Annotated in this window: 19 protein-coding genes, 1 other RNA gene, 1 riboswitch and 1 other annotated feature; of the genes, 5 read left to right on the forward strand and 15 right to left on the reverse strand. The window is 40.6% G+C overall.

Annotation, left to right across the window (positions count from 1 at the left end; all coding sequences use genetic code 11):
- Nucleotides 1–906: a BadF/BadG/BcrA/BcrD ATPase family protein gene (locus IE339_RS21825; RefSeq protein WP_242171274.1), complete on the forward strand. Its 906-nt coding sequence runs from the start codon at nt 1–3 to the stop codon at nt 904–906.
- An 87-nt stretch (nt 907–993) separates the two neighbouring features.
- Here IE339_RS21825 and IE339_RS21830 read toward each other — a convergent pair whose 3' ends face one another.
- The 5 genes from IE339_RS21830 to IE339_RS21850 form a co-directional block, all read right to left on the reverse strand.
- A complete protein-coding gene (locus IE339_RS21830) occupies nt 994–1,836 on the reverse strand; it encodes a MetQ/NlpA family ABC transporter substrate-binding protein (RefSeq protein WP_242171283.1) in 843 nt (280 codons plus the stop codon).
- Nucleotides 1,833–2,501 (reverse strand): methionine ABC transporter permease, encoded by a 669-nt coding sequence (locus IE339_RS21835; protein ID WP_242171286.1) that lies wholly within the window; start codon nt 2,499–2,501, stop codon nt 1,833–1,835. The genes IE339_RS21830 and IE339_RS21835 overlap by 4 nt, the downstream gene beginning before the upstream one ends.
- Nucleotides 2,491–3,507, reverse strand: coding sequence for a methionine ABC transporter ATP-binding protein (locus IE339_RS21840; RefSeq protein WP_242171288.1), 1,017 nt, complete (start codon nt 3,505–3,507; stop codon nt 2,491–2,493). The genes IE339_RS21835 and IE339_RS21840 overlap by 11 nt, the downstream gene beginning before the upstream one ends.
- An 87-nt stretch (nt 3,508–3,594) precedes the next feature.
- On the reverse strand, nt 3,595–4,812 hold the full coding sequence (locus IE339_RS21845) for a M20 family metallopeptidase (RefSeq protein WP_242171290.1): 1,218 nt from the start codon (nt 4,810–4,812) through the stop codon (nt 3,595–3,597).
- Nucleotides 4,813–4,933: 121 nt separating this feature from the next.
- Nucleotides 4,934–5,047, reverse strand: a riboswitch (SAM riboswitch).
- Nucleotides 5,048–5,596: 549 nt separating this feature from the next.
- Complete coding sequence (locus IE339_RS21850; RefSeq protein WP_242171293.1) at nt 5,597–6,316, reverse strand: YebC/PmpR family DNA-binding transcriptional regulator; 720 nt, start codon at nt 6,314–6,316, stop codon at nt 5,597–5,599.
- Between the two features lie 207 nt (nt 6,317–6,523).
- Nucleotides 6,524–6,764 (forward strand) — a binding site (T-box leader).
- A gap of 57 nt (nt 6,765–6,821) precedes the next feature.
- Between IE339_RS21850 and ileS the strand changes: the two genes are divergently transcribed.
- The gene (gene ileS, locus IE339_RS21855) at nt 6,822–9,908 is read left to right on the forward strand and encodes an isoleucine--tRNA ligase (protein ID WP_242171303.1); all 3,087 of its coding nucleotides are present in this window, start codon (nt 6,822–6,824) and stop codon (nt 9,906–9,908) included.
- Nucleotides 9,909–9,947: 39 nt separating this feature from the next.
- Here ileS and IE339_RS21860 read toward each other — a convergent pair whose 3' ends face one another.
- Complete coding sequence (locus IE339_RS21860; RefSeq protein ID WP_242171306.1) at nt 9,948–10,301, reverse strand: DoxX family protein; 354 nt, start codon at nt 10,299–10,301, stop codon at nt 9,948–9,950.
- A gap of 225 nt (nt 10,302–10,526) precedes the next feature.
- Here IE339_RS21860 and IE339_RS21865 point away from each other — a divergent pair, with 225 nt between their 5' ends.
- Nucleotides 10,527–11,126 carry a nitroreductase family protein gene (locus tag IE339_RS21865; RefSeq protein ID WP_053403556.1) on the forward strand — a complete coding sequence of 200 codons (600 nt, stop codon included), beginning with the start codon at nt 10,527–10,529 and terminating at the stop codon, nt 11,124–11,126.
- 161 nt (nt 11,127–11,287) lie between these two features.
- On the opposite strand, the gene ssrA is transcribed toward IE339_RS21865, so the two are convergent.
- From ssrA to secG, 5 genes are all read right to left on the reverse strand, one after another.
- Nucleotides 11,288–11,650, reverse strand: a transfer-messenger RNA (tmRNA) gene (gene ssrA / locus IE339_RS21870).
- Nucleotides 11,651–11,795: 145 nt separating this feature from the next.
- Nucleotides 11,796–12,263 (reverse strand): SsrA-binding protein SmpB, encoded by a 468-nt coding sequence (gene smpB, locus IE339_RS21875; RefSeq protein WP_053403557.1) that lies wholly within the window; start codon nt 12,261–12,263, stop codon nt 11,796–11,798.
- Nucleotides 12,264–12,328: 65 nt separating this feature from the next.
- A complete protein-coding gene (gene rnr / locus IE339_RS21880; protein WP_242171316.1) occupies nt 12,329–14,695 on the reverse strand; it encodes a ribonuclease R in 2,367 nt (788 codons plus the stop codon).
- Nucleotides 14,696–14,788: 93 nt separating this feature from the next.
- Complete coding sequence (locus tag IE339_RS21885) at nt 14,789–15,529, reverse strand: alpha/beta hydrolase (RefSeq protein WP_242171319.1); 741 nt, start codon at nt 15,527–15,529, stop codon at nt 14,789–14,791.
- 317 nt (nt 15,530–15,846) lie between these two features.
- Nucleotides 15,847–16,080 carry a preprotein translocase subunit SecG gene (gene secG / locus IE339_RS21890; RefSeq protein WP_053403829.1) on the reverse strand — a complete coding sequence of 78 codons (234 nt, stop codon included), beginning with the start codon at nt 16,078–16,080 and terminating at the stop codon, nt 15,847–15,849.
- Nucleotides 16,081–16,312: 232 nt separating this feature from the next.
- Between secG and IE339_RS21895 the strand changes: the two genes are divergently transcribed.
- Nucleotides 16,313–16,687: a MerR family transcriptional regulator gene (locus tag IE339_RS21895; protein ID WP_053403560.1), complete on the forward strand. Its 375-nt coding sequence runs from the start codon at nt 16,313–16,315 to the stop codon at nt 16,685–16,687.
- Nucleotides 16,688–16,699: 12 nt separating this feature from the next.
- Nucleotides 16,700–17,863: an iron-containing alcohol dehydrogenase gene (locus tag IE339_RS21900; RefSeq protein WP_242171322.1), complete on the forward strand. Its 1,164-nt coding sequence runs from the start codon at nt 16,700–16,702 to the stop codon at nt 17,861–17,863.
- Between the two features lie 89 nt (nt 17,864–17,952).
- On the opposite strand, the gene eno is transcribed toward IE339_RS21900, so the two are convergent.
- From eno to IE339_RS21920, 4 genes are all read right to left on the reverse strand, one after another.
- Nucleotides 17,953–19,245, reverse strand: coding sequence for a phosphopyruvate hydratase (gene eno, locus IE339_RS21905; RefSeq protein ID WP_053403562.1), 1,293 nt, complete (start codon nt 19,243–19,245; stop codon nt 17,953–17,955).
- Nucleotides 19,246–19,273: 28 nt separating this feature from the next.
- Nucleotides 19,274–20,803, reverse strand: a complete 1,530-nt coding sequence (gene gpmI, locus IE339_RS21910; RefSeq protein WP_242171325.1) for a 2,3-bisphosphoglycerate-independent phosphoglycerate mutase — start codon at nt 20,801–20,803, stop codon at nt 19,274–19,276.
- On the reverse strand, nt 20,796–21,557 hold the full coding sequence (tpiA, locus tag IE339_RS21915; RefSeq protein ID WP_053403564.1) for a triose-phosphate isomerase: 762 nt from the start codon (nt 21,555–21,557) through the stop codon (nt 20,796–20,798). Before tpiA ends, gpmI begins: the two co-directional genes overlap by 8 nt.
- Before the next feature lie 281 nt (nt 21,558–21,838).
- Nucleotides 21,839–23,023 carry a phosphoglycerate kinase gene (locus IE339_RS21920; protein WP_053403565.1) on the reverse strand — a complete coding sequence of 395 codons (1,185 nt, stop codon included), beginning with the start codon at nt 23,021–23,023 and terminating at the stop codon, nt 21,839–21,841.
- Nucleotides 23,024–23,263 lie beyond the last annotated feature (240 nt).

The following is a 23,263-nucleotide window of genomic DNA, read 5'->3' on the forward strand; positions in this document are numbered from 1 at the left end:
ATGAAATACATTATTGGCATTGATGCAGGAGGTACCAAAACAGAAGCAGTTGCTTATAACCAAGATGGCACTGAAATAAGTAGAGGAGTCGCTTCATTTGGTAATCCTGTTATTCACCAAGAAATAGCCTTCGAAAATATAAAAAGCAGCATCCAATCCTGTCTTAGCAAACTTCACGCTGACCGTTGCGTAGGTATTGTTTCAGGGGTAGCAGGTATTGAAGCAAATAACAATCGCCTAGCGTTATATCATAATTTAAATCGTCTTTTTCACGTTCCCATTACGGTATTAAACGATGCAGAACTCAGCTACTTTTCACTTTTAAAAGGTGATGATGGCATCTTAACTATTGCTGGTACCGGATCTGTTTCAATTGGATATCACAATAAAAAAATGTATATGTGTGGAGGCTGGGGGCATCTTTTAGGAGATGAAGGAAGCGCATATGATATTGCCATTCAAGCAATTAAATCTGCTATCGTAGACTTTGAGATGGGCTTGCCCATTCACTCGCTAACAGCTGATTTACTTAATAAAATGAATGTTATAAACGTACCTGAAATTAAATCCTTTGTGTATAAAGAACAAAAATCTATGATCGCCTCGCTCTCCGAAGTTGTCGACTATCATGCACAGAAAGGCGACCTTAGAGCTGCAAACATTCTGCAACAGGCAGGGAATAGCCTAGCTTTGCAGACCATTACCCTTCTCAAAAGACTTTCACTAGCAAATACCGTTAAAGTGGGTTATAGAGGAAGCGTGTTAGAGAAAAATAAAATCGTTCTGCAACACTTCCAACAGAGGTTAACTGATTATAATGCAAAAATTAAATTTGTTCATTCCTGTACATCATCAGCTATCGGTGGATACTACTATGCTCAAAAGCATGAATATTTCAAAGCTTAACTCCACAAATATAAAAAAGGACCTCATCAATGTAATTTAATGATGAAGTCCTTTTTCAATAATAATGGTACTCATGATTTTTACACTTTAAAGATCTTTTATTTTTTCAATTGAAACGATTACTGGAACCGTAGCCCCTTTGTCTCGCTTATTAATATATTCTTTTACTTCTTTTGATTGATAAGCTTTCACAATCTTTTGGAAATCCTTATCGTTTTTATGCTTCGTTTGTGCAGCAATTACATTAATGTATGGCATTGCTGATTTTTTTGATGGGTCTTCTTTATAAAGTGCATCTTTTCCAGGATTTAAACCTGCTTGAACAGCAAATCCATTGTTAATAATAGCCGCTGATACATCATCAAGTGAACGTGCAGTTTGCCCAGCTGCTACGGGCTTAATTGTTAAGTTTTTAGGATTTTCAGTAATTTGCTCAATGCTTCCCTTTGGATCAAAGTCGTCTTTTAACTTAATTAGTTTGGCTGATTGAAGCAATTTCAGTGCGCGTCCAGCATTTGTAACGTCATTCGGTATTGTAATAGTGGATCCTTTTGGAATGTCTTTTACGTCTTTGTACTTATGAGAGTAAATTCCCATTGGTGCAATCACCGTTGAACCGATGGCCGAAATCTTAAGGTTATGGTCTTTTTTAAATTGATTCATGTATGTAATCGTTTGGAACGCATTCAAATCCAGGCTTCCATCATTTAAAGCCTCATTCGGTTGTACATAGTCACTAAAAGAAATAATTTTTAATTTAATATGGTCTTTTTCTACCTTTTGTTGAATCAAGCGCCATAAGTCAGCGTCGTCTCCATTGATTCCAATTTTAACTGTTCTGGTGTCTCCTCCTGTTGCTGAACCACAGCCGGCAAGAGCCAACATTGCAATTAATAATAAACCTACTATACTAATTAACTTTTTCTTCATCCTCTTTTCCTCCTTACAGATCTCGAAAGTGTATTTCCAATACTTTGAATTACTTGAACGATTATCAATAGAAGTATAACTGTAATGACAATGGCTTCTGTTACAAAGCGTTGATAACCATATGTAATAGCCAAATCACCCAATCCTCCGGCACCTACCGCACCAGCAGCTGCAGTGGAGCCAATTAAACTAATGGTTCCAGTAGTAAAAGAAAGGATTAAAGATGGAATAACTTCTGGGATAATGAACTTTGTCACAATTTGATATTTCGTAGCCCCCATCGCATACGCTGCTTCGAGAACTCCATGGTCAACTTCTAACAATGAATTTTCTATTAGACGGGCTAAATATGGTCCTAGAAAAACAGACAGCGGTACGATAGCAGCACCTATCCCAATTGATGTTCCTGTCACAAAACGAGTAAACGGAATAATCGCTATTAATAAAATGATAAAAGGTACTGATCTAACAATATTGACAATGGCATTTAGGATATTAAAAACAATTCTATTTTCTTTAATGTGACCTGGTCTTGTGATGACTAAAATAATGCCCAAAGGCAAACCGATGATTGTTCCACAGATTAGAGAACCAAGCACAGTCCAAAATGTTTCCATACATGCCTGTAAAAACTGCGGCCAAAAAAATTCCCAACTAAAACTCATTTGCTATTACCTCCTTCACTTCAACTCCATGATCTTGGATATAGCGAATGGCTTTTTCACTTTCTCGCTGATCTCCGTCTAGCGTAACGAATAAATTTCCATATGGGCGTTGTTGAAGCTCTGTTACCGATCCATACAGAATATTAAAATGAATATCGAAGCGCTTTGATACTTCCGAAAGAAGAGGCGTTCCTGCTTTTTCTCCGATAAAGATGAAGCGATAAAACTTAGAATCAGATACGGAACTTCGTAAGTTTGAAGGTATCTCATTTTGAAATACCGTATTAACAAAGTTTTGTGTGATCACTCTTTGTGGGTTAGTGAACACGTCATATACGGTGCCTTCTTCAACGATTTCCCCGGCATCAATGACCGCTACTTTATCGCACAAATCCCGAATAACGCTCATTTCATGTGTAATTAAAACAATGGTTAGGTTGTATTCTTTGTTTACCTTTCTTAGTAACTCTAATACGTTTTTCGTAGTTTCAGGGTCGAGAGCAGACGTAGCCTCATCGCATAGTAAATAGTCTGGATCTGTAACTAACGCCCTTGCAATTCCTACCCTTTGCTTTTGACCACCTGATAAGTGGCCCGGATATGCATGTTCTTTTCCGCTTAATCCAACAAAATCTAAAATTTGTTTTACTTTTTCCTGCACCTGATGCTTCTTTTTACCTTCTAGATAAAGAGGCATGGCGACATTATCAAAAACGTTCTTTCCTGATAAGAGGTTAAAATGCTGAAAGATCATGCCAATCTTGCGGCGTTTAATTCTTAATTCATGTTCATTTAACGATGTGATCTCTTCATCTCCTAGAAATATCTCACCTTCACTAGGATCTTCTAGCCGATTCAAACATCGAATGAGCGTGCTTTTTCCTGCCCCAGAAAAGCCGATAATGCCAAATATTTCACCTTCTTTAATCGTTAAATTTATATTTTTTAATGCGTGAACTCTCTGCTTTCCTTCAAATACTTTCGAAACATTTCTCACTTCAATCAAGACTATTCCCCCTCTAGTATTAAGAAGTTTATTCTTATTATGTTTATACAAATACTAGGAATTAAAACGATATTTCTCCATATGTTTTCATTTATTTGTCGCTTGATAAAATTCCGTTTTGATACGGCGTAACAATTCTTTATCTGTTAGTAAGCGGTGGCCTGTAAGAGCTAACGCTTTTGCCCCAGTTAGTAAAGCCTGTTCACCTCGTTCAGAACCAGCAGCTTCTCTAAACTCATGAGTATGAGCAATCAATTGATCCGAACCAATCTTAATGTAAGGATGAGCAGTTGGTGTAACATGACTGACGTTTCCTGCGTCTGTTGAACCAATTCCTTTTACATTTTTACTTACGACATTTTCACCTAACAGACTCAGTTCTTCTTTTACTACTTCATCAAGCGTGTGATTTAACACTAGATCATGCACTTCATTTTGGAAGCGTTCAATTTTCACTTCTGCTCCCGTAGCTAGTGCGGCACCATTTGCGATATTTCGTACCTTCTCCGAAACCTCTTCTGTTCGTTTCCACGTACTTGCCCGAATGAAAAATCTAGCTGAAGCATAATCCGGAATAATATTAGGAGCTTCTCCACCGTGTGTAATAATTCCATGAATTCTCACATCGCTCGGTAATTGCTGGCGAAGAGCATTAATTCCGTTAAACAATTGAATGACTGCATCTAATGCATTAATTCCGCTCTCTGGTGAACCCGCAGCGTGAGCCGACTTACCGTAAAAGTGGAAATCTAATGGATCTACCGCCAGACTAGAAGTAGTAGTAGATGTTTGAGCACTTGGATGAATCATTAGCGCTGCATCCACATCTTGAAGAAGTCCATTTTTAACGAAACTTCCCTTTGCACTTCCGTTTGGCCCTCCTTCTTCTGCTGGAGTACCAAATACCACTACGTTTCCACCAGTTTCTTCTAACAAACGTGATAAAGCAATTCCAGCCGCAACACTTGTCGTCCCAATAATATTATGTCCGCATGCATGCCCTAGCCCAGGGAGAGCATCATATTCTGCTAAAAACCCAATTGTAGGTCCTTCTTTCACGGATTCTTTTCTGGCTATAAATCCTGTCTCATGCCCTGCTACATTAATCGTCACGGTAAATCCTGCATCCTTTAAAATATTGGTCAACGTTTCTGAAGCAAAAAATTCCTGATTTCCGATTTCAGGACGTTGATGAATTTGATGACTTGTTTGAATATATAATTCTTTGTTTTCTTCAATGTTTGTTTTAATTTGGGCACGCTGATTTTCTATTTTTACCTCGTTAAGATCAACATTTGTCGACATTGGGTCTCTCTCCTTTTTATTCACATATCATGCAATAGTAATCGTTTAGCAACGCAAAAACCCCTTCTCCTCATCTACACAAAGACAAGAAGAAGGGGTTATCTATATAACACCGCTATTCTCCTTATCTATCAAATCGCTCCTCAGCGATTTGCAGGAATTGGCACGGTATTTGTTATACAAACCCGTTGCCGAGGTTTCATAGGGCCGGTCCCTCCACCTCTCTGGATAAGAAAATTTCATTTTTATATAATTTTTAATATACGGATTATTCTAGGGTATCTTTTTCAAACTGTCAATACCTTTTATAAATGTATTTACATTCATTTTTATACATTTATCTATCTCCTTTTTGATAGAAGAAGTAACGGAGGCGATGCCTGTATTAAGAAACGTCCTCCAATAATAAAGGTCGCAATAGAATAGAGAATTCTAACTGTTACACTTGAAAGTTTTATATGCTATAAAGCTTCTTTTTAATTAGGATATAACATCATCATAATCACTATATTTCACCTTATAATTTCTTCTTTATCGTTACCAAACTAAATTTTTTACATCTTCTCTCAATAAATTATGAGTTGTAGTCCCCATTCATTCACAAATATTTACGTCTATCTAAAATGAATAAATAATGAATAAACAACTGGATATTACCTCCTGATAAAATAATCATTTGAAAATTATTTTCTTAAGTATCCTTTTTAACTTGTTTCTTTATATCAATAAATCGCTATTCAATCCTAGAATAAAAAAAGCAGACCCCAAAAGGTCTGCTTTTCTCTTATTCACCTAAGTCAACGTTGTGGTACACCTGTTGAACATCGTCTAAGTCTTCTAACGCATCAATCATTTTTTCAAATTGTGCTTGTGCGTCTTCTGGTAGCTCAACGTCATTTTGCGCTAACATAATGATTTCTGCTACTGAGAATTCTGTTACACCAGCTGTTTTGAATGCTTCTTGAACAGCATGGAATTGTTCTGGATCTGCATATACGATTGCTGCGTCTTCTTCTTCAAGAATATCACGCGCATCAACGTCTGCTTCCATTAGTAATTCTAGCACTTCATCACCAGATTTACCTTCTACCCCGATAACAGCTGTTGCGTCGAACATGTAAGCAACCGATCCACTCACACCCATGTTCCCACCGTTTTTACCGAACGCTGCACGAACGTCAGATGCTGTGCGGTTTACGTTATTTGTTAGGGCATCAACAATAACCATTGAACCGTTTGGTCCGAAGCCTTCGTAGCGAAGCTCGTCATAGTTTTCTTCTGCGCCGCCTTTTGCTTTTTCAATCGCACGGTCAATAATTGCTCTTGGTACGTTATATGTTTTAGCACGCTCAAGTACTACTCGTAATGCTTGGTTAGATTCTGGATCTGGTTCACCTTGCTTTGCAGCAACGTAAATTTCACGACCAAATTTTGCGTAGATACGGCTAGTATTAGCATCCTTTGACGCTTTCTTTTCTTTAATATTGTTCCACTTACGACCCATATTGAACACTCTCTTTCTTTTTTTGAATCTATCTCATTTCATCATAAATAAAGTATGTTTTGCGTTTTACACGCAAGTCCTGCATACCATTATACATCAACTCCCCCTCTCATTTCGAGTTTATTAACTAAAATTAGGGAGAAGCTTTCTCTTCAAAATATTGACATTCAAAATTAAGTCGCATACAATAACTACTAATAAAGCACACAAAATTCGTTGATGAGAACTAGTACGCTACAAACTGTTCCACAGAGAGCCGGTGTTTTGCTGAGAACCGGTGCTCAGGGTGTAGCCGAATATCCTCTCTGAGAAGCCAGGCTGAACAGTAAGTAAGCCTGGACGGTAGTCTACCGTTAAAAAGAACGCGTATGATTGTACGTTGCTGAGTGCTATTGATGAACGGTCAATAGAATCCAGGGTGGTACCGCGGGTTAGACCCGTCCCTTGTTTAGAGGGACGGGTCTTTTTTGTGTGCTTTTCATTCATTATGAAGGAGTGGTATCACATGAAAGAAGTAAATGCAAAAGAAACAGCCGTTGAACGCGAACAGCGCACCCAAAAGCGCTGGTCTGAGCAGAAAGTATTTCAGCAATCCGTTGAAAATCGAAAGGATAAACCATCATTCGTTTTCTATGAGGGACCACCGACAGCTAACGGTCTTCCACACGTTGGGCATGCTTTAGGTAGAACGATTAAAGACGTTGTGGCACGATATAAAACAATGTCTGGCTATCACGTGTTGCGAAAGGCTGGTTGGGATACGCACGGGCTCCCTGTCGAGCTTGGGGTGGAAAAACAGCTTGGCATCTCAGGCAAACACGAAATCGAAGGGTATGGCGTAGAGGCATTTATTCAAAAATGTAAGGAAAGTGTGTTTACGTATGAGAAACAGTGGCGATCGTTTACGGAGAAGATCGGCTACTGGGTCGACATGGATGACCCATACGTTACACTTGATCATTCATATATCGAAAGCGTATGGCACGTGCTTGGAACTATACACGAAAAAGGACTGCTTTATAAGGGGCATCGCGTGTCACCATACTGCCCTAGCTGTCAAACATCACTGAGTTCACACGAGGTTGCACAGGGCTATAAAGATGTAAAAGACTTAACAGCAACGGTCAAATTTAAGCGGACCGATCGTGACGGAGAGTTTTTCCTCGGGTGGACGACTACGCCGTGGACATTACCAGCAAACGTTGCGCTAGCTGTTCATCCAGAGATCACCTATGTTCGCGTACAGCAGCAAGGCGAAACATATGTAGTCGCAAAGTCACTCGTTAATGAGGTATTAAAAGGTGACTTTACGCTTTTATCCGAGCATAAAGGAAATGAGTTTGTCGGCATGGCCTATGAGCCTCCGTTTCAAACAGTGCCTGTCTCTAATGGTCATAAGGTGCTCACTGCTGACTATGTTACAGAGGCAAGCGGAACAGGTGTCGTTCATATCGCACCTGCTTATGGGGAGGATGATTACCGCGTAATCAAAGAACATGGCTTTTCTTTTGTTAATGTTGTAGATGAAAAAGGGTATTATACTTCTGATGTTCCGATGTTTGAAGGACGGTTTGTAAAGGATTGCGATGTAGATGTTGTTCGTTACTTGGCTGATCAAGGGCTTCTTTATCACAAAGAAAAATACGAGCATAGCTATCCATTCTGCTGGCGATGTGACTCCCCTCTCCTCTACTATGCGACAGAGAGCTGGTTTATCCAAATGACCGCGATCAAGGATCAGTTAATCGAGAATAACAACGACGTTACTTGGCATCCAGATCATATCAAGCACGGACGCTTTGGAAACTTTTTAGATAACATCGTTGATTGGAACATCAGTCGAAAGCGATACTGGGGAACTCCGCTGAACGTATGGGAATGTGAGCAATGTAACCATCAGCTTGCTCCGAAAAGCATGAAAGAATTGCAGCGCTATGCAACGAGCACTGTAGAAGACGACGTTGAATTACACAAACCATATGTGGATAAAATTGATCTTACGTGCCCTTCTTGTCAGGGTAATATGAAGCGCACGTCAGAAGTCATTGACGTATGGTTTGATAGCGGCGCAATGCCATTTGCACAATATCACTACCCATTTGAAAACAGTGATCAATTCCAAAATCAATTTCCCGCCGATGTTGTCGCAGAAGGGATTGACCAAACACGTGGATGGTTTTATAGCCTCCTCGCCGTATCAACGCTCTTTACAGGGAAAGCACCTTATAAACGAGTTTTATCTCTCGGTCATGTATTAGATGAAAATGGACAAAAAATGTCTAAGAGTAAAGGCAACGCACTTGATCCACTAGAGCTTGTAGACACATTTGGAGCCGATGCACTTAGATGGGCACTTTTAGCTGACAGTGCACCGTGGAATCCAAAGAAGTTCTCTAAGCGCGTCGTACAAGAAGCGAAGTCAAAAGTTATTGATACGCTCATGAACGTATACAGCTTTTACGTTTTATATGCAAAACTCGACGGATACGATCCTGCTCAACATCAGCATACGAAAAGAACAAAACTCGATGAATGGATTCTTTCAAGGCTTCACAGTACGCTACAAAACGTTACACACGGTCTAGAGAACTACGAATTTACAGGCGCTGCCCGTGAGATTGCAGCCTTTATCGAGGAGCTAAGCAACTGGTATGTTCGTCGTTCTAGAGAGCGCTTTTGGGCAAAGGATATGACGACAGAAAAAGCGGCTGCCTACGCAACGCTTCGCGAAGTTCTGTTAACACTTAGTAAAATGATGGCACCTTTTGCACCGTTTATGACAGATGAAGTTCATGAAAATCTTACAGGAGAAAGTGTGCACGTAGCTGATTATCCTACGCTTAACGATAAGCTAGTCAACGTAAAGCTTGAGGAGGAAATGAGCGCTGTCTTACAAGTTGTCGAGCTTGGGCGGAGTATACGTAACAATCACTCACTTAAAGTAAAGCAACCACTTCAAGCGCTAACGATTGTGACTGATGCGGATGTACCGTGGGAAAATTACGAGGACGTCATTAAAGAAGAGCTGAACATCAAACAAATCAAGGTGTCATCACCTCAAGAGAACCTTCTAACATATGAAGTGAAGCTTGATTTTAAAAGTGCTGGACCGAAGTTTGGAAAGCTTGTAAATGAGGTAAACCGCTGGCTAACGAGCCAGACTGATACTGTAGCAAAAGAATTATTAGAGAGAGAACAGCTAGAAGTTCTGTTACACGATCAAATACTTCACCTTACAAAAGAAGATGTGATCATTTCGCAAGTAGCACCAAACGGAATGGCCGTTGCCGCTACAAATGAATTAACGGTTTTACTCACGATCACACTGACAGATGAATTGGTTCATGAAGGAATGGTGCGGGAAGTCGTGCGGGCCGTTCAGGATCAACGTAAAAAGCTTGATTTGCCAGTTAACTTACGAATTGATTTGACGCTCGGGGTGACCGATGAGATGAAGAACATTCTTTCGCAATTTGATTATGTCTTAAAAGAAAATCTATTGTTGAAAAATTTAATGTTGACCGATTTAAAAACAGAACCTACCCTCACGGTGAATCAGCAAGCCGTATCAATCCATATTAACGATAACTAAACAAAAGCCTGCCCGTTCTCACGGGTAGGCTTTTAACAATTAAAATAAATGATTCCATTGAAGATATAGGACAACTGCTCCGATTATGAGCAAAACAAGTGGCATGACTATGCTTTTGAAGCTGTCTTTTATCTTTATATGTGTGAAGACCGCTCCAATCATAGTCACAACAACTAATAAACCACCCCACGCTGCCAGAGCTTCTTTCCATATGCCTGCTACTAATAATCCGGCAGACACGACCTCAACAAGTCCTGTAAAGATGCGGAACCAGCTTGGATAACCATACTGTTTGAACCCCTCCACCATTTGCTTGGAACCAAATTTCATCAGACCAAACATTACAAAGCCAATACCTAAGATTACTTGAAGAATGACGGATAACATCCTCATTCAACCCCCTTGTCATAGGTTTTTTGCTTCGAACAATAGGGTACATGTTCCCTATTACTAGGATATATTGCAAAACAGCCCCAGCTAGAACTTCTTTTTTTGCTCAACCCAGTTTTTACAAAATAACAGATAAAATAGTTTGACAATTTCAACTACCCTAATTATAATTATCTTGAGTTTGAAATATTTTAATTCGAAACAAAGGACAATTGGGAGGAATAACAAATGACAATCGATTTATATGAAGCGTTACAATCACGCCGTTCTTACTATGCAATTAACAAAGATGTAAAAGTATCAGATGAGCGTATTAAAGAAATTGTTGAATTTGCGGTTAAGCACACTCCATCTTCATTTAACTCACAAAGTGCACGTGTTGTGGTTTTAACAGGTGCTGCACATGATAAGCTTTGGGACTTAACAACAGACACATTAAAAGTAGTTGTAGGTGACGGAGACTTCTCTGGAACACAGCAAAAAATGGATTCATTCAAAGCTGGCTACGGCACAGTATTATTCTTTGAAGACGAGTCAGTTGTAAGAGCTCTTCAAGAACAATTTGCTCTATATGCTGACAACTTCCCTGTTTGGTCTAACCAATCATCTGGTATGCACCAACTTGTTGTATGGACAGGACTAGAAGCTGAAGGACTAGGAGCTTCATTACAGCATTACAATCCATTAATCGACGAGCAAGTCAAAGCAGAGTGGAACATTCCAGCAGAATGGAAGCTTATTGCTCAAATGCCTTTCGGAAACCCTGCTGCTGAGCCAGGCGAAAAAGAATTCCAACCGTTAGATACACGCGTAAAATTTTATAAATAATACAAAAAAGCCGCAATTAATTTGCGGCTTTTTTGTATTGTAACTTGTTTTGCAGTCTGCTTTGTGAGAATAAAGCCAAAATAAAAGCCAGCGCCTACAGGCACTGACTTTTCGCTTCGATCATTTGTTTTATAAAAATAAAAACCACCAACAGTATGTATTGGTGGAGACGGTGGGAGTCGAACCCACGTCCAAAAATATCGGCACTTAAGCGTCTACGAGTGTAGTCGGCATATTCGTAATTCGCGATCTCTTCTGCCTACCGACAGGCGTCCGAGTCGCTAGTCTGATTAATCTCTTCCTTCGTCCTCAGACGGCGAACTCCGGCGTAGCCCACTTAAAGTGAGTCCCTTACCCTACCACATGGGCGATGGAGGGAGGAACCGCTAAGCTACTATTAGGCAGCTAAAGCGAAATTGTTGTTTGATTTGCCAGTTATTATTGGCTTTGACGTTTTGACGAGGCCGATCCCCTCGACTCGCGGCTTAAGCTCGAACTATCCCTGTCGAATCCGTAACGTCCCCATATAAAAAAGGAGTTATTCGGAAAAGCTACAACGTCTTGTCATAGCAGGTAGCTACAATGAGCTTAAAATAACTGCGGTAACTGGCAACTACAGTTATTATTATAGCACAAACACAAAATCATGCAAATGTAACTTTTTGTAAGTTACACTTTCTGACGATCTCGGAACGCACGCTCAATGTCACGCTTCGCTTCCTTCTTCTTCAGATCTTCACGCTTGTCATATTTCTTTTTACCCTTCCCGACACCAAGTAAAACTTTCGCAAATCCGTTTTTCAAATACACTTTTAGCGGTACGAGCGAGTAACCTGTCTCTTTCGTATAGCCAATTAGCTTGTTGATTTCACGGCGATGCATTAGTAACTTACGCGTGCGCAGTGGGTCATGGTTATAGCGGTTTCCTTGTTCGTACGGACTTACGTGCATGCTGTATAGAAATAATTCCCCGTTGTGGACACGTGCGTATGAATCTTTTAAGTTCACGCGACCAGCACGAATGGATTTAATTTCTGTCCCTTGCAGCACAATCCCTGTTTCAAATGTTTCCTCAATAAAGTAATCATGGTTTGCTTTTTTGTTTTGAGCTATTACTTTTCCTGCTCCCTTTGGCATAACAATCCCTCTCTATCTACATCAAACTTAGCGGGAGAGCGGAGCCCTAAAGCTCCTTTCTCCTACTATTGTTTTTTGCGCTTTTTCTTTTTCGTCGGCTTTGCAACGCCTTCGTAGAACTTGCGCTTTTTCTTCGGCTTCTTATCAGATGATGATGAGGCTGAAGCTGAAGGTGAAGACGGTTTTCTTCTTGTTGAACGTTCGCCGCCTTGTTTTTTCGTCGGCTTTTTGCGTCCATCCTGTTTCCCTTTAATCACCGTTGGACGTGCTTTACGCTCACGGCGCTGAGAGCCCTTCATACCTTCTACAACAAAATCAACTGAACGCTCTTCTTTATTCACATCGACTACACGTACCGTAATTTCATCACCAATACGAAGAACATTACCTGTGCGCTCACCGATCATAGCGTATTGACGATCATCATAGCGGTAGTAATCGTCTGTTAAGTCACTTACATGAATAAGACCTTCAACCGTATTTTCTAACTCCACGAACACACCGAAGTTTGTTACGGAGCTAATAATACCGTCAAATACTTCGCCGACTTTGTCAGCCATGTATTCTGCTTTCTTCATGTCATCTGTTTCACGCTCTGCATCAACTGCACGACGTTCCATGTTTGACGAATGCTCCGCAATTTCAGGAAGCAGCTCTGCCCATTTCGCGCGCGTATTTTCATCCACTTTTCCTTCGATTAAGTACGTACGAATAAGTCTGTGTACAATTAAATCTGGATAACGGCGGATTGGAGACGTGAAGTGCGTATAGAACTCCGTTGATAGCCCGAAGTGACCTAAGCTATCTGGCGCATAACGAGCTTGCTTCATTGAACGAAGCATAACCGTTGATACAACCATCTCTTCTGGATTGCCGTGAACTTCTTCTAGAAGCTCCTGTAACGCACGTGGATGAACATCGTTTCCTTTGCCTTTGATCGTATAACCAAAGTTTGCGACAAACTCGAAGAAACGCGTTAGCTTTTCTTCGTTTGGCTCTTCATGGATACGATAAATGAACGGGATCTTCATCCAGTGGAAGTGCTCTGCTACCGTTTCATTGGCAACTAGCATGAACTCTTCAATCAAGCGCTCTGCTACCGAACGTTCACGTAGTACAACGTCACTTGGCTTCCCTTCTTCGTCAACCAATACTTTTGCTTCTTTAAAGTCAAAGTCAATGGCACCGCGATCCATACGCTTTTTACGTAGAACACCTGCAAGTTCACCCATAAGTTCAAACATTGGAACGAGCGGTTCATATCTTTCAAGAAGTTCTGGATCTTTGTCATCTAGGATTTTCTTCACGTCTGAATATGTCATACGCTCCGTTGTTTTGATGACGCTTTGGAAGATTTCGTGTTTGACCACTTCACCATGACTGTTGATTTCCATCTCACAAGAAAGCGTTAAGCGATCGACTTGTGGATTTAATGAACAAATCCCGTTTGAAAGACGATGAGGAATCATTGGAATAACGCGGTCTACTAAGTAAACACTCGTTCCGCGATCTTGAGCTTCTACGTCAATCGCGCTATCTTCTGTTACGTAGTAACTAACGTCAGCAATGTGGACACCTAATTTATAATGACCGTTATCAAGCTTTGTCACCGTAACAGCATCATCTAAATCTTTCGCATCTGCGCCATCGATCGTAACGATCATTTGGTCACGTAAATCACGACGATTTTTGATTTCATCTTCGTTAATCGTTTCTGGCGTATCGTTAGCCTGCTGCAAGACGTTCTCTGGGAAAGCCGTTGGCAAACCGTGCTTGTGAATCACTGAAATGATATCCACTCCGGGATCATTTTTATGACCAAGAATTTCAATAACTTCACCTTCTGCACTCATACGACCCTCTGGATAAGAAGTAAGGCGTACGATTACTTTATGTCCGTCAATTGCTCCGTTCTTTGCCTTTTTCGGAATAAAGATATCGCTCACGATTTTTTTATCATCGGCAATCACGAAACCAAAATTACGGCTTTCCGTATACGTTCCGACGATCTCCTTCGTTCCACGCTCAATGATTTTAACAATGGTACCTTCTTGCCTTGAACCGCTTGATTTTGTTGCGACACGTGCAAGAACGATATCACCGTGCATGGCGTTCCCTGTTTCATTCGGTGGAATAAAAATGTCGTCTAGCTCTGTATCCTCTGGATCAACAAACGCAAATCCTTTTGCATGTCCAATAAACTTACCGCGTAGTAAATTCATTTTTTCTGGTAGACCATAGCGATTGCTTCGCGTACGAATAATAAGACCTTGGTCTTCCATCTCTACTAATGCTTTGACAAACAATTTGAACGTAGACGAATCTTCAATACCAAATACTTCTTCCAATTCTTTTACCGTAAGCGGCTTGTATGACTCTTCTTTCATATAAGCAAGCAGACGATCAATGTGTTGCTGCATTTCCTGTTCCATGCTGTTCCCTCCTTTTAATTGGAATCTGACTCTATGTAAAAAGGATGCTCCGCAGATTTATTTTATGTCGGAGCATCATACATTCATTCGCTGTTACCAATCTAAACTCTCTAAAAATTGATATACATCTTCATGGAGCTGATCACGTTCTTTACCAAACGTGATGGCATGACCAGATTCCTCATACCACTTGATGTTTTTGACCGGTGACTCAACACCGTTATAAATAATATTCGCACTGTCCGTATTAATCATGTGATCATTGCGGGCTTGTACCACAAACGTCGGAGCATAAATCATGTCCACAGAATCACGCACGTCGCCAATAAGGTTTTGTAGCTCTTTTAGCGTCGTCATCGGTGTTTCTTCGAACTTCTTCATTTCCTCTTCAATTTGTTCAGGAGTTTTTCCTTCACGCTTTTTATATTCTCTAGCGTATTCCAAAACACCTTCATACATCACTTCTTCGCTCTTAATGTACATAGGCGCACACATGGCCACAATACCCTTTATAGGTACAGTGTAACCCAATTTCAATGAAAATACGCCACCTAGCGAAAGACCCACAGCTGCGATATCTTCATAGCCTTCGTCACGCAGTGATTGATACGCATCTTGTACATCCTTCCACCAATCTTTTGGACCCGTATGAACCAACTCTTCTGGTGATACGCCATGGCCGCTGTAGATTGGGGCATGACACGTATAGCCTTTCGTTTCTAAAAATCTTCCTAGCATGCGAACATCAGCAGAATTTCCTGTAAATCCATGTAGTAATAAAACCGCTCGATCTCCACCCTTAAAAGTAAAAGGTTTCGGTGCAACTAATTTCATGATTTGTGTACTTCCTTTCTTACTTTTAGCTATGTGTATTTTATGATGATATGCATCATTCATGCATTAATGAACTGAGTCATTCCTATCTAAATAAACGTTTGTTTAAATTGTCTTCCGTCTAGAAATATCAAGGCGTTGCCCGACTTCAATCAAACGTTTGTTTAATGCACAATCCTATTGGGTTATTATATCATTTGCCCGTAACGAATAAAAATAAAGTGACAAATTCATGAAGAGGAATTTAACGACTTCCCCCTTCTTAATCCCCTGCATCCAACCAATAAAAAAAGACCAGCCCAAAAGGTGAGCTCGTCTTACAATTTAAAGTAAGTAACTGCGATTGCTAGCCCGAAAAATAAAACCGCCAGAACAATTGTTACGCGATGTAGCACAAGATCAATCCCGCGTGCTTTTTGTTTACCGAATAACTGCTCTGCTCCACCAGAAATGGCACCTGAAAGCCCCGTACTTTTACCTGTTTGTAATAATACAACTACAATAAGGGCAATTGAAACGATCACTAATAATGTTACTAAAACTGTATGCAGCATGTGTCTACACCTCCTGAGTACGCACCTTACCAATTGTTTTAAATGTACCATAAAAGGATGGCATGTACAAGATAACTTCATTTAATATACATAAAATTAACAAAAAATTGTGTCTGATTTCACTTCCCTCTGGAAAGGAAACGGAATCCTTGACATTGACGTTAGTGTTAATGTTTATACTAAGAGAGATGTTTTTGTGAACGTATCAATTGTAAGGAGAGGAAAAAGCATGAGAATTGGTGTCCTAGCCGAAAAAACAGGGGTTAGCGAGCGATCACTACGACATTATGAACAGCAACATCTACTCGTATCAACCCGCCTTAAAAATGGCTATCGTGATTTCGATGAGTCAATGGTCGAGCGTGTAAAGCAGATCCAGCTTTATTTAAGCTTAGGGCTTAACCTCGAGCAGGTAGCCATTATTTTAAAATGTCTTGAAGACAAGCCTCTTTTATACGAAGAGCCGTGTTCCTCTATTATTGATATGTACGAGCAAAAGCTTTCCGATGTAAACGAGCAAATTGCTTTGCTTTCAACCATTAAGCAAAACCTGGAGGATCACGTCGGAATTTTAAAAGAAAATGCAAAAAAACAACGCATATAGGAGATGACCAACATGATTCCATTTTTACAACATAACCCTACTCGACTATGGTTTGGAAAAGACCAAATAACACAGCTTTCAAATGAAGTAGGTGAAAATAAACGCGTGCTACTCGTGTACGGTGGCGGAAGTATTAAACGAAACGGCGTTTACGATGCTGTTATCAATCAGTTAAAACAAGTGAACGCTGAAATTTTTGAACTAACAGGGGTTGAGCCAAACCCTCGTTTGACGACTGTTCATAAAGGAATTGAGATTTGCAAAACAGAGAACATTGATCTCATTCTTGCTATGGGTGGAGGAAGTGTAATTGACTGCACGAAAGCCATTTCAATCGGTGCCACTTACGAGGGTGACGTGTGGGACATTATTACACGTAAATCAACGGCTACTTCTGCCTTACCTTTTGGGACGGTACTAACACTTGCTGCAACAGGATCCGAAATGAACAGTATTTCAGTCATTAGTAACTGGGAGGAAAACGAAAAGCGTGGTTGGGGAAGCCCACTTGTCTACCCAACGTTCTCCATTCTAGATCCGACTTATACGTTCTCAGTGCCTCTTGACCAAACCATTTACGGAGTTGTCGATATGATGTCCCACGCATTAGAGCAGTACTTCCATCGTATTGATAACACGCCAATGATTGATGGGTTCATGGAATCATTCTTAAAAACCGTTATGAACGCAGGAAAAGAACTTGTGAATGATCTAGAGAACTTCTCTTTACGTGAAACAATTATGTATGCGGGGACAACTGCTTTTAATGATACGTTCTCTAACGGAACAGACGGCGGTGACTGGGGTTCACATCAAATTGAGCATGCGCTATCAGCTCTTTATGACATCCCTCATGGTGGTGGATTAGCAATCGTATTCCCGAACTGGATGAAATATTGCGCAGAGTTTGATCCAACGCGTATGAAAATGCTCGCGGTAAATGTTCTTGGCGTGTCAGCAGAAGGCAAGACAGACTTAGAGGTGGCGCATGAAGGAGCAGATGCACTTCGTAGCTTCTGGAATTCTCTCGGTGCCCCGAATCGCTTAGCAGATTATGACATTGACGATTCACGCCTAGATGAGCTTGTTGAAAAATCATTCATGAAGGATCAAGTCGGCTCTTATAAAATCTTAAACAAAGACGACGTGCGTGAAATTTTAAAAATGAGCATGTAATTGAAAACCAGGTGCTAGCTGCGCCTGGTTTTTCATTAACAAAAAAAGCTGCCCCAGAGGGACAGCTTTTTTCTATTCAGTCAGACAACTTATTTTTTTAAGTTGTAGAAAGATTTAAGACCATCGTATTTAGAAACTTCACCAAGTTGGTCTTCGATACGAAGTAATTGGTTGTATTTCGCAACACGGTCAGTACGTGAAGGAGCACCAGTTTTGATTTGACCAGCGTTTAATGCAACTGCGATGTCAGCAATTGTGCTGTCTTCAGTTTCACCAGAACGGTGAGAGATAACTGCAGTGTAACCAGCGCGTTTTGCCATTTCGATTGCATCAAATGTTTCAGTTAATGTACCGATTTGGTTAACTTTGATAAGGATTGAGTTAGAGATTCCTTTTTCAATACCTTCAGCTAATTTTTTAGTGTTTGTTACGAATAGATCGTCACCAACTAATTGAACTTTGTTACCAATACGTTCAGTTAGTAATTTGTGGCCATCCCAGTCGTTTTCGTCTAAGCCATCTTCAATAGAGATGATTGGGTATTTAGCAACAAGATCTTCGTAGAAAGCAACCATTTCTTCAGAAGTAAGAGATTTGCCTTCACCAGCAAGATGGTATTTACCGTCTTCTTTGTTGTAGATTTCAGAAGATGCAACGTCCATTGCAAGCATAACTTCTTCACCTGGTTTGTAACCAGCTTTTTCGATTGCTTCAATGATTGTTTGAAGAGCTTCTTCGTTAGAACCAAGGTTTGGAGCGAAACCACCTTCGTCACCTACAGCTGTGTTGTAACCTTTACCTTTAAGTACAGATTTTAAGCTGTGGAAGATTTCAGCGCCCATACGTAGAGCTTCTTTGAAGTTAGCTGCACCAACAGGCATTACCATGAATTCTTGAATGTCAACGTTGTTATCAGCATGAGCTCCACCGTTGATGATGTTCATCATTGGTACTGGAAGAGTTTTAGCATTTACGCCACCAAGGTATTGGTATAAAGGCATATCATAGTAGTCAGCTGCTGCACGAGCTACTGCCATAGAAACACCAAGGATTGCGTTAGCACCTAATTCACCTTTGTTTTCAGTTCCGTCAAGTTCGATTAACGCTTTGTCAATTGCAACTTGATCGAATACATCGTAACCGATGATTGCTGGAGCGATTTTTTCGTTTACGTTTTCAACTGCTTTTAAAACACCTTTACCAAGGTAACGATCTTTGTCACCATCACGTAATTCAACTGCTTCGTATTCACCAGTTGAAGCACCACTTGGTACTAATGCGCGACCCATTGCGCCTGACTCAGTGTATACTTCTACCTCTACAGTTGGGTTACCACGAGAATCTAATACTTCACGACCATAAATATCAACGATAATTGACATGTTACATTCTCCTTTTCATCTAGAAAATTTATTTGATTAACGTTTTGCCTGTCATTTCTTTTGGTTGTTCTACGCCTAGTAGTGTAAGCATTGTTGGTGCTAAGTCACCTAGGATTCCACCATCACGAAGCTCAATTCCTTTTTTCGTTACGATTACAGGAACCGGATTCGTTGTGTGAGCTGTATGCGGATTGCCTTCGTCCGTTGTAATGATGTCTGCATTACCATGGTCAGCCGTGATAATCACTGTGCCGCCTTTTTCTGTAATTGCATCAACAACTTTTCCAAGACATTCGTCTACCGTTTCAATTGCCTTGATTGTTGGCTCAAGCATGCCTGAGTGTCCAACCATATCAGGGTTTGCAAAGTTCAACAGAATTGCATCTTGCTTATCACCAGCGATTTGCTCTAGTAACGCGTCCGTCACTTCGTAAGCACTCATTTCTGGTTTTAAGTCATACGTTGCTACCTTCGGAGAATCAATTAAAATACGTGTTTCTCCTGGGAATTCTGCTTCACGACCACCGCTCATAAAGAACGTTACGTGAGGATATTTTTCAGTTTCAGCGATACGAAGCTGTCTTAAGTTGTTTTGTGATAGCACTTCACCCAATGTGTTATCCATTCCAACTGGTTTGAACGCAACGTACCCGTCTACTGTTTCACTAAAGTGCGTAAAGCACACGAAGTGAAGGTTTTTTGGGTGTTTTTCTCCACGATCAAATGAACGGAAATCTTCGTTCGTGAACGTGTTTGAAATTTGAATCGCGCGGTCTGGACGGAAGTTGTAGAAAATTACCGCATCGTCATCTTGAATAGTGGCCACTGGTTTACCATTCTCTTGAATAACAGAAGGTAAAACGAATTCGTCATAGATGCCATTTTTGTAAGAGTCTTCTACAAGTTCGTACTCGTTTTCGTAAGCTGGACCTTCGCCATATACCATAGCTCGGTAAGCTTTCTCAACGCGTTCCCAACGCTTGTCACGGTCCATTGAGTAGTAACGACCTGAAAGTGTCGCTAATTTACCAATACCGTATTCTTTGATTTTTTCGTTCAATTCGTTTAAATACTTCTCTGCTGATTGAGGTGCTACATCGCGACCATCAAGGAAACCGTGAATGTATACTTGTTTCACGCCTTCTTTTTTCGCAAGACGAAGTAATGCATATAAGTGTTCAATGTGACTATGCACACCACCATCAGAAAGCAGACCAAACACATGAAGGTTTGTACCTTTTTCTTTTACGTGGTTAACCGCATTTAGGAACGTTTCATTTTCAAAGAACTCGCCCTCACGGATTGCTACATTCACACGTGTTAAACTTTGATATACGATGCGCCCTGCACCGATATTCAAATGTCCAACTTCTGAGTTACCCATTTGTCCATCAGGAAGTCCAACTGCTTCGCCTGATGCTGTTAACGTTGCGTGTGGATATTCATTCCACAAACGATCAAAGTTTGGTTTTTTCGCTTGAGCGACCGCATTACCATGCTCTTCGCCACGAAGTCCAAAACCATCTAAGATGATTAAAGCAACTGGTTTATTACTCATTGTTACCTGCCTCCAAAAGTTGTAGGAAAGATTGCGCTTCAAGACTTGCGCCACCTACTAAAGCACCGTCGATGTCAGGTTGAGAAAGATATTCTTTAATGTTAGCTGGTTTTACACTACCACCGTATTGGATACGTACTGCATCAGCAACATCTTGAGAGAATTGCTCAGCCACTACGCTACGGATATATCCACAAACTTCGTTTGCATCTGCAGATGTAGAAGATTTGCCTGTACCGATTGCCCAGATTGGCTCATAAGCGATAACAGTTTGTTTTGCTTGCTCGTCAGTTAAGCCTTTGAAAGCTTCTTTTACTTGTTGAGCTACAACTGTTTTTGTTTCGTTGTTTTCATACTGCTCGTCTGTTTCACCACAGCACACGATTGGTACTAGGTTATGAGCGAAAGCTGCTAACGTTTTTTTGTTAACCGTTTCGTCCGTTTCAGCGAACATTTCACGACGCTCTGAATGACCAAGGATTACGTATTGTACGCCTAGATCTTGTAATGCTACAGGGCTAACTTCCCCTGTGAATGCACCACTTTGTTCAAAGTGCATGTTTTGAGCACCGACTTTAAGGTCAGTTCCTTTAGTTGCTTCTACTAAACGGTCTAAAAATAGCGCAGGCGCACATACTACTGCATCTACTTTTTCAGATCCAGGTACAGATCCTTTTACTTCTTCCACAAAGCTTGTCGCTTCTGAAAGAACTTTGTTCATTTTCCAGTTACCTGCAATAATTGGCTTACGCATAGTTATCATCCTTTTTCAGTTTGATAGTCAAGACTTGCTCTGTTTTGCATGTTAAAAGACTACAGTTTCCTGTATTGGCTCGTCTTTTATCACCTTCCTACCCAACTTCTCCCCTTCGTAATCGGCATTTTACATGTGGTTAAAAGAGCGTGTGGGTCATAGCTTTCTTATTCATCACGGTACTTCCGGAAAACCGGTTGGCTCAAGTACTTGACGGTAATAGCACCATGACCTGTCTCCACTCTTTTAGAGAATTAAGCATTCAGGCTGTAATGCAATTCTTACTTGTCGTTTAGAGCTACAACGCCTGGTAATTCTTTACCTTCCATAAATTCTAAGGAAGCACCGCCACCTGTAGAGATATGGTTCATTTTGTCAGCTAATTTGAATTTCTCAGCTGCTGCTGCAGAGTCTCCACCACCGATAACAGAATATGTATCAGTTGATTCTGCTAAAGCTTCTGCTACTGCTTTTGTACCGTTTGCGAATGTATCAAGTTCGAATACACCCATTGGTCCATTCCAGATCACAAGCTTAGAGTTTTTGATTACGTCTGCATAAATTTCACGAGTTTTAGGGCCTGCATCTAAACCTTCCCAATCACTTGGAATGTTTTCGATCGGCACGATTTGCGTGTTTGCATCATTTGAGAAATCGTCACCAACAACGACATCTACCGGCATGTAGAAGTTTACGTTGTTTGCTTTTGCTTTCTCCATGAATGATTTTGCAAGGTCAATTTTATCTTCTTCAAGAAGAGATTTACCTACTTCATAACCACGAGCTTTGATGAACGTATAAGCAAGTCCGCCACCGATGATTAGGTTATCGACTTTATCTAATAAATGATCGATTACACCGATTTTGTCTTTTACTTTCGCTCCACCAATGATTGCTGTGAATGGGCGCTCTGGATTTGATAAAGCTTTTCCAAGTACGTCAAGCTCTTTTTCCATTAAGATACCCGCTACTGCTGGAAGATGATGTGCAATCCCTTCAGTAGAAGCATGCGCACGGTGAGCAGCACCGAATGCATCATTTACATATACATCTGCTAGTTCAGCAAATGATTTTGCTAATTCTGCATCGTTTTTCTCTTCACCAGGGTAGAAACGTACGTTTTCAAGTACTAAAACATCGCCTTCGTTCATGTCAGCGATTTGTTTTTGTACGTTTTCACCAAAAGCTTCGTCTGCTTTCGCTACGTCTTTTCCTAGATGTTGTTGTAAGCGTTCAGCTACTGCATTTAAGCGTAGCTCTTCTACTACTTGACCTTTCGGACGACCAAGATGGCTAGCTAAAATAACTTTTGCTCCTTGTTCTACTAAATAGTTAATAGTAGGTAAAGCAGCACGGATACGAGTATCATCTGTTACTTTCCCATCTTTCATTGGCACGTTGAAGTCAACGCGGCAGAATACTCGCTTTCCTTTTAAATCGATGTCACGAACTGTTTTCTTGTTCATCGTCAAAAGGCCTCCCTTATGTTCAATGTATTGGCAGACTTTGTTTATGAAGTGGTGCTCCTGTAAACAATCGTCTAAATAAAACAAGGGAAAGTAGGGGTATAAGCCCCACTCCCCCTAATCACGTTCCATTATAAAGGTTCTCGTTCATCAAATCCAATGATATCCGACATTCTTCGACACCGCTGCTAAACAACGGTGCCGAACTGTCTTTTATCACGAAGCATATTCTTGTTGTGG

The sequence above is a fragment of the Priestia koreensis genome, assembly GCF_022646885.1.
Taxonomy (GTDB): domain Bacteria; phylum Bacillota; class Bacilli; order Bacillales; family Bacillaceae_H; genus Bacillus_AG; species Bacillus_AG koreensis_A.